Annotated in this window: 7 protein-coding genes; 3 read left to right on the top strand and 4 right to left on the bottom strand. The window is 67.3% G+C overall.

What is annotated here, in order from left to right:
* The 4 genes from VEY12_09720 to VEY12_09705 all read right to left on the bottom strand — a co-directional run.
* Nucleotides 1-847: ABC transporter substrate-binding protein (locus tag VEY12_09720; GenBank protein ID HYM40396.1), on the bottom strand; the 847-nt coding region annotated here is incomplete at its 3' end.
* A gap of 229 nt (nucleotides 848-1,076) precedes the next feature.
* Nucleotides 1,077-1,544, bottom strand: coding sequence for an SRPBCC domain-containing protein (locus VEY12_09715; GenBank protein ID HYM40395.1), 468 nt, complete (start codon nucleotides 1,542-1,544; stop codon nucleotides 1,077-1,079).
* 163 nt (nucleotides 1,545-1,707) lie between these two features.
* On the bottom strand, nucleotides 1,708-2,832 hold the full coding sequence (locus VEY12_09710) for a VIT1/CCC1 transporter family protein (GenBank protein HYM40394.1): 1,125 nt from the start codon (nucleotides 2,830-2,832) through the stop codon (nucleotides 1,708-1,710).
* 84 nt (nucleotides 2,833-2,916) lie between these two features.
* A complete protein-coding gene (locus VEY12_09705; protein ID HYM40393.1) occupies nucleotides 2,917-4,275 on the bottom strand; it encodes an alkaline phosphatase family protein in 1,359 nt (452 codons plus the stop codon).
* A gap of 68 nt (nucleotides 4,276-4,343) precedes the next feature.
* Between VEY12_09705 and VEY12_09700 the strand changes: the two genes are divergently transcribed.
* The 3 genes from VEY12_09700 to VEY12_09690 all read left to right on the top strand — a co-directional run.
* On the top strand, nucleotides 4,344-4,526 hold the full coding sequence (locus VEY12_09700; protein ID HYM40392.1) for a hypothetical protein: 183 nt from the start codon (nucleotides 4,344-4,346) through the stop codon (nucleotides 4,524-4,526).
* A 198-nt stretch (nucleotides 4,527-4,724) separates the two neighbouring features.
* On the top strand, nucleotides 4,725-7,112 hold the full coding sequence (locus VEY12_09695; GenBank protein ID HYM40391.1) for a kelch repeat-containing protein: 2,388 nt from the start codon (nucleotides 4,725-4,727) through the stop codon (nucleotides 7,110-7,112).
* A gap of 240 nt (nucleotides 7,113-7,352) precedes the next feature.
* Nucleotides 7,353-7,566, top strand: a 214-nt coding sequence (locus VEY12_09690; protein ID HYM40390.1) for a hypothetical protein, incomplete at its 3' end; no start/stop codon positions are given.

The raw sequence follows: 7,566 nt of genomic DNA, 5'->3' as shown, positions 1-7,566 counted from the left end.
CGTGTCCCGCCGGGTTCACGTTGATTGCGAGGTAGAAGTACTCGATGCCCGGGCTGGTCGAGACGACGAAGTTGCTGTTGTTCTGGAACGTGGAGACAGACGCCGGGAGGAGCCCGGACAAGCCATCGATCTGTCGAGCTTGCAGGGCTGACGTCGCCGAACTCACGCTGGAGAACTCATTGAAGATGAGGGTCGTGATTGTAGGCTCCAGGGAGGGGATGAAGAAGCGCGGATTCTTCTGAAGGATCGCATACTGGTTCGTCACGTACGTCTGGAGTACGAAGGGACCGTCCCCCACGAAGTACGGGCCGCTCGTCGCATTGTAGCCGGGATACGTGGAGGCGTTCACGTACTTGTAGACATGGGCCGGTACGACGAACACAATCGCCGCGAACCACAGCCAGAGCGATCCCGTGAAGGTGATCTGGACAGCGCTGGGGCCCAGCAGGCGGACGTTCTGCACCGCGGCCACATCGGGCTCGATGAAGCTATAGCTCTGCTGGGAGATGTTGTAGCTGTAGTTGACGTCCTCGGATGTGATTGGGACCCCGTCCGACCATACGGCGTTCGGGTTCAGATGGAAGATGACCGTGTGGTTCGCGAAGTTCACCGTCCAGTTGGATGCCAGCGCAGGCGTGATCGCCTTCGTCTCGTCGTTGTAGTGGACCAGTGGGAGGAGGGTGTTGAAGTTGATCCAACCGCTCAGCTCCGAGTACGTGACGAAGGGGTTCAGCGTGTCGATGTACGTCCCGTACCAGCCCGATCGGAAGGTCAGATTCGAGCCCGAACTCGTGTGAACGACACCCGATGCCGTGAGCCGCGGGCTCGCCATCTTGACCGAGGCCACTGAAGAAGCAAACGCTAGCACGCCTGCGAGCAGGATACACAATACCTGCGGTACAGCCCCCCGCACAATTCCACCCGACCCCCTATCGTTCTGGAGCCTTAGCTATCTTTCGGTGACGGGGTCCCGGACTGGGTCGGTCGTGGAGGTGCGGCTGGCCTTGCTCCACCGAGGAGAGTGGCCGCGCGACCTGGAGCGAATAACCTCCGGTCACCCGATCGGGGTGGCTTCCTCAGGCCGTCGAGGCTCCCTCGACGTACGCCTTCAGGGACTCCAGAACACTCTGCCACAAGGCGGACCAGTCGCCCGGGATCTCCTTGAGGCCCCGGTGAGCGACGTGCACGGCCGTCTGCGGGCCTCTCGGCGACAGCTCGTAGTGGACGCTCGTGGTCACCGAGGCGCCTTCGGATGGGATCGTCCACGCGAACGCGAGCGTGCCGGGCCCGTCAATGGCCATGATCGTGCCTTCCACCCGACCGACTGACAACGTCGTCTCGTACCGTCCGCCCACATCCGGCTCGACGATCGCATCCTGGCCCCACCAGGCCGCGAGTTGCTCCGGGCTCGTCAGGGCCGCGAACACCCGGAACACGGGGGCGTTGATCGTAATCTTCGCGTCCCCGAGGACGGCGGCGCGCGGCGGCGGGGGCTTCCGGGGAGCACCCGGCGTCCCCGGTGCAGGCGCTCCGGATTCGGGCACGGACCCGTGAAGCGCGGCCCACGTCAAAACCTTGCCGGACGTGCCGCCGCCCCCGTTGGCCCGCGAGCGGCGGAAAGGCCTTTGCCGCGGCCGGGGGTTCGTTGGTTTCGGCATGCTGCGACGGCACTCGAAGCTGGTTCTCGCAGCGATTGGACTCCTTTCCCTATCCCACCACCCCACCGATCAAGAGGCCGATCAGGTAGGTCCCGGCCGCCGCACCCATGCCGACGGCGAGCATCTCGAACCCGCTGCGCACGAACGGGTGGAGCGAGGAGAGCGCGCGGAAGAGACCCGCCACGAAGAGGGCTCCCGCCGTGACCAGGACCGAGGCGATGACGGCCACGTGGGTGCCGAGGAGGACAAATGGGATGAGCGGGACGGACCCGGCGAGCGCGAACGAAACTCCCGTCAGAAGGCCCTGCCGAGCGGGGCGTTCGTCCTTTGTCGCAGCGCCCCCGTACCGTTCCGCGACCAGTGCGTCCAGGAACCGCTGAGGATCTTGCTGAAGACGAGCCACCACCTTGGCCGCCTCCTCCCTCGAGAGTCCTTTGGCCACGTAAGCCGCGATGAGCTGGTCTCGTTTCGTTGCGGGCGCCACGGAAGCCGCCTCACCCTCCATCCGGGTCTGCGCCGTGCGTGCGTCGCGTTCGGCCTTGACCGAGACGTACTCGGAAGCCGCCATCGAAAGGGCGCCCGCCACCATGGACGCGGCACCCGCGATCAGGACCGCCTGGTTCGAGTTCGTGGCCCCCGCCACTCCCGCGGAGAGCGCCACGATGCTCGCGAATCCATCGATCGCCCCGAGCAACGAACTCCGCAACGTGTCACTGCCCCGCGATCCCGCTTCTCGGGCGGCGGTGGACGTCTCGATCTCGTGAGCGACCTCGTCGGGAAGGAGCGCCGTGAAGACCGCCTGCGCATCGGGATCCTGCCAACGACGGGCCTGGTCCCGGTACTTCGCAACCCCGTCGACCTCCTCACGGTGAACAATCGGGAGGACCGAACCCACTCCGAGAAGCCGGGCCATCCCGACCAAGATGCGGTGGTTCCACAGCCGGGTCCGCCCCGGGAGGGGCCGGGCCAGCCTCTTCAGTAGCCCAGCCCACAGCGCCGCATGGCGCTCCTCGTACTCGGCCAGCTCCCGCAGAAGGTCGGCCCGAGCGGCGACTCGGTCAACGTTCGCGAGGGACTGGTACATCCACCGGCTGGACCGCTCGTCAAGAAAGTTCGCCTGGACCTCCCGAACGTGGGACTCGGTCCAGCGGAACGACGTGCTCCCCATGGCCATAGCCAGTCCGCGTGACACCTCCGGCTAGGGTATGGGGCCAGATAGCCTTGTCGTCAACCGGCGTCCCAGGACGCCGCCCCAAAGTCATGTGCACGAGGCGGACCGGCGAGGTGGCCCTACCGAATGCTTCGGCCACAGGCGCGTCTCCAGGCGGGTTGTGGGGTCCACCTCGGACGACAGCGCCGCGGGCACTTCCACCGGCCTTGCGGTTCCCAAGGCCAGGCGGGAATCGCCGGGCACTCCGAGCGATGGGGTGCGGTCCGCAGCGAACGAAGGCCGTGGTGGGTCCGAAGGCGTGGGGAAGGTGAACGCGTCGAACATGGCCGACGCATTCGCCTCCCGCGCCGTCAACGCGGGCAACCCCCAGTTCACCGCGATGAACTTCAGGATCGAGGTGTGGTCGAGCACGTCGTGGTCGATCCAACCCGCTCGCGCGTACGGCGAGACGATCAGGAGGGGCACGCGGAACCCGTAGCCGTAGGCGTCCACCTGGGGCGGGGGGACGTGGTCGTAGTAGCCGCCGGACTCGTCCCAGGTCAGGAACATGGCCGTCGCATTCCAGTCCGGGCGGGCCTCGAGCAGCTGGAGGATGCCCAGGACCCACCGCTCGCCCACGGTCACGTTTCCCGGGGGATGCTCGTTGACGGCCTCGTCGTTGCTCGTGTCAATCATGGTCACGTTCGCCAGGGGAGCCGTCTTCAGGTCCCCCGCCAAGTTCGAGAGGGGGACGATCTTGGCCGTCATCGACGGATTCGAGGCGATCTGGGAGAAGTCGAGGGGCGGGGCGGGGAACAGGAAGCTCGATGTGTAGTAGTACTTCCAGCTCACCCCCTTCGTCTCCATCTGGTCGAAGATCGTAGGGAAGGACAGGCTCCCCTGGAGGACGAAGTCCGACGTGACGCCGCCGCCTTGGCCCGCGATCGCGTACAGGCGGTTCGGGGTCGTGGGTCCGAGGACCGGCGCGAAGTAGTGGTCCGCGAGGACGTCCCGCGACGCGAGCGCCCAGTAGCCCGGAATCTGCGACGCGTCGTAGTAGCCCATGGCCGCGTCGCCGAGGCCCGCCCCGGCGGCGTTCGCGACGATCACGAACCGGTCGTTGAGACCGCCGGCGTACTCCGCGATCTCGCTCGCGCGGTCGTGGGGCGGGTCGGGGGTCGAGGTCCCGTTGATCCAGTGCGGGCTCACGGTCCCGCCGTGTCCGTCGGGAAGCGCGATGCCCGGCGGCAGACCGTACGCCCCCGGGTACGTGCCGAAGTAGTTGTCGAACGCATGGTTCTCCTGCATGATCTCCACGATGTGCTGGATGGGAGTCGCGGCAGGGACGATGGGGAGCGGAGGGGGCGGGGGCGGCTTCGTCAGCACGGACACGAGGACGGCGGAGAACACGACCAGAATCACGGTGCCGAAGACCGTGAGGGCAAAGCGCCGCTCCGAGCGCGTCATGGATGAACCTCTTGGAAACCGTGCAACGTTCCAGGACGCGGCCGCCATCTCCCGGGCACGCATAAACCATGCCCCGCCGACGACGGACAAGCCTCGGTCCCGCAGGAGGCGAGATTTGCGGCGATTCGGTCACCTTCTCGTTCGGGATCACGGCGTCGACCTGTGTCGTGGCCTTCTTCATCCTCTTGCAGATGCAAGGCCCGCAGCGTTCGACCGTTGTGATCACGGAGGCCGTGGACATCTGCTACTAAGGGACGAGGGGATCGCCCTCGAACCCGCACGCCCTCTCCGTGCCGCGGGAACAATGATGTCGCATCCGCTCTACCTGCTCCCGAGTGTACGCGGGTCCGGGTCGCCCGCGTTCGGCAGCCCCGGGCGTGGCTTCGATCAGGGTAGGCAAGTTCAAGCCGCCGGGAGGCAATGCGCGGACGCCCGTGGGGAGGGGTGCCATGCACGCGAAAGCCATCCTCGTTGCCGCGCTTGTGCTCAGCTTGCTCCTCGGCTCCGTCTGGGGAATGGGTGCGACCGCCGAGCCGGCGCGAGCCCGGGACAGCCTCCCCCGCGGACTCGGGGCTGGGTTGGGGATCACCGCGCCGACCACGGGCAGCAGTTCGTGGACGCTCCTCGGCACGCATTCGCCGCCCCGGGACGGCCACGCCTTCGTGTACGATTCGAAGGCGGACCGTTTCATCCTCTTCGGGGGCGCCATCACGACCTCGGGGTTCACGAACTCCACGTGGTCCTACGGCTACGCCACGAACACGTGGACGAACATCACCCCGGTCGTCGGACCTACGGCGCGGGCGGGACTCGGGATGGTGTACGATTCCAAGGCGGACCGAGTCATCCTCTTCGGCGGCTACGCTGGCGCCGCGGGCTTCAGCAACGAGACGTGGATCTTCGACCCGACCAACGACACGTGGAGCCGGAGGATACCGCCCACGTCCCCGACGTCGCGGGTCTGGCCGGCGATGGCCTACGACTCCCGGGCGGACCGGACGATCCTGTTCGGCGGATATGGGTTGAGCCCACTGTCGGATACCTGGGCGTACGACTACGCGGCGAACACCTGGACCCGGTTGAATGTGAGCAGCCCGAACACGTCCTACCTGGCCTCCTTGGCCTACGACCCAGCCGCGGGTCGGGACCTCCTGTTCGGCGGCTTCACCTCGGTCGCCATGCCCATCCCCGAACACAACACGTACGCCCTGGACTACGTGAACCTCACGTGGACCGACCTCTCTCCGGTCGTGCACCCGTCGGGCCGGGGTGGGTCGGGGTTCGCCTTCGACACGGTGTCCGACCGCGTCGTCCTCTTCGGCGGATCAAACACCTTCGGCGGTCTCCCCGGCAACGCCCTGAACGACACCTGGGCGTACGACTATGGGCAGAACGCATGGGCCAACGTGACCCCGGTGGTGGCGCCTTCGCCGAGATTCATGCCGGCCATGGACTTCAGCCCCGCGGCGAACCGAACCGTCCTCTTCGGCGGCGCGACCCTCGCGGCGGTGCCGTACAATGACACGTGGGCCTTCCAGTACGCGCCCGCTCTCCCGGGCGCGCCGCAGAATCTGGGTGCCGCGGCCGGGCTTGGCCGCGTGACGCTCACCTGGCAGGCACCTCTCTCGGACGGCGGCTCGCGGGTCACGAGCTACACGGTCTTCCGGGGCACCACCTCTGGAGGCGAGACCCTCCTGACCACTGTGGGCAACGTCCTCACGTACACGGACACCACAGGGACGGTCGGGACGCTGTACTACTACGAGGTCGCGGCGGTCACCACGGCGGGCGAAGGAAGCCGGTCGAACGAGGCGTCCGCCGCGCCCTTGCCTCTCGCCACGCCGCCTTCCGCGCCGCAGAATCCGTCCGCGACCCCTGGCGATGCGCAGGTCGTCCTGACATGGCAGGCCCCCTCATCAAACGGCGGTGCGCCGATCACGAACTACACGGTGTACCGCGGGACGACCTCCGGGGGCGAGTTGCTCCTCAAGCTGCTGGGCAACGTCCTCGCGTACACGGATACGGGCCTGACGAACGGGCAGACGTACTACTACGAGATCCGCGCGAACAACTCCGCGGGCCAAGGACCCGCGTCCGCGGAAGTCTCCACCACGCCCGAGACGACGCCCTCGGCGCCCCAGTCGCTCGTCGCGACCGCGGGCGTGCAGGCGGTCACGCTGACGTGGCAGGCGCCTGTTTCGGACGGAGGCGCTGCGGTCAGCCGATACGTGATTTATCGGGGCACGGCATCGGGGGCCGAGACGCTTCTGGCCAGCACGCGCGGCACCGCACTCTCGTACGCGGACTCGGGATTGACGAGCGGCACGACGTACTACTACGAGGTGAGTGCCCTGAACGCCGCGGGCGAGGGAGCGAGATCGAGCGAGGTCCACGCCACGCCGACCGCGCCGCCGGATACGACCCCGCCCTCCGTGGCCATTGCCTCACCGATCAACGACAGCGTCCTGACGGGAACGAGCGTCACGGTCACCGGGAGTGCCACGGACGACGTCGCGGTCGCGAAGGTCGAGCTCAGCACGGACGGTACCACGTGGATTTTGGCGAGCGGCACGACCTCCTGGTCCGGGACCGTGACCCTGGCGTCAGGCGCCAACACGATCTACGTCCGCGCCACGGACACCTCGGGGAACGTGAAGATCGTCAGCGTCCGGGTGACCGTGCAGCTGCCGAGCCCGGCTCCGCAGGGCCTGGATCCCGTGCTCGTGGGAGGGATCATCGTCATCGTGGGGATCGCGGCCGCTGCCGTGGCGTTCTTGGTCTGGCGTCGCCGGAAGAAGGTGGTCCCTCCTCCTGGGCCCTCCCGCCCCGGCACCTAGGATTCGCTGCCTTCGCTCCTCGACGTCCGCGGTCCGGTGAACGAAGTCCACGTGGCAGCCCACACGTCTGCCCAAGAATGTCGCATCTCGCCCCAGAAGCATCTACAGGCCCATCGGGAGAGCCCTCGCTTCCCCGGCTACCTGCAACCGCCGCGCAATCCGGGCCGATTGGTCGCTCCCTCTCGCGCACCGCAAGGTTCCAATCCCCTCGGGCCCCTGGGGGTCCCAGAACGTGGAGCGATGCCACCGAGCCCTCTTCCCGCGCCGCCTCGACGGCGTGGCTTCTTCGTCGTCATCCTGGTCAGCGTGACCGTCCCGATGGTCGGATCCGTGGCCGTCGGGCTGGTCTTCTTCAGTGGGCTGTATCCGGGGCTGTCTCCGTGCGTCGTCAACTTCAAGCCCGCTGTCACGCTCGGTGCCGCATCCTCCGTGGGTGACGGGGAGCGAATTCCCG

This window comes from Thermoplasmata archaeon (assembly GCA_035632695.1).
Taxonomy (GTDB): Archaea; Thermoplasmatota; Thermoplasmata; order RBG-16-68-12; family RBG-16-68-12; genus RBG-16-68-12.
The sequence above is the reverse complement of the archived record's forward strand: the minus strand, read 5'-3'. Positions and strand labels throughout refer to the sequence as shown.

Coding starts and splice junctions, on each gene's coding strand:
- VEY12_09695 (HYM40391.1), top strand. CDS start 4,725: ATGCACGCGAAAGCCATCCTCGTTGCCGCGCTTGTGCTCAGCTTGCTC.
- VEY12_09710 (HYM40394.1), bottom strand. CDS start 2,832: ATGGCCATGGGGAGCACGTCGTTCCGCTGGACCGAGTCCCACGTTCGG.
- VEY12_09700 (HYM40392.1), top strand. CDS start 4,344: ATGCCCCGCCGACGACGGACAAGCCTCGGTCCCGCAGGAGGCGAGATT.
- VEY12_09705 (HYM40393.1), bottom strand. CDS start 4,275: ATGACGCGCTCGGAGCGGCGCTTTGCCCTCACGGTCTTCGGCACCGTG.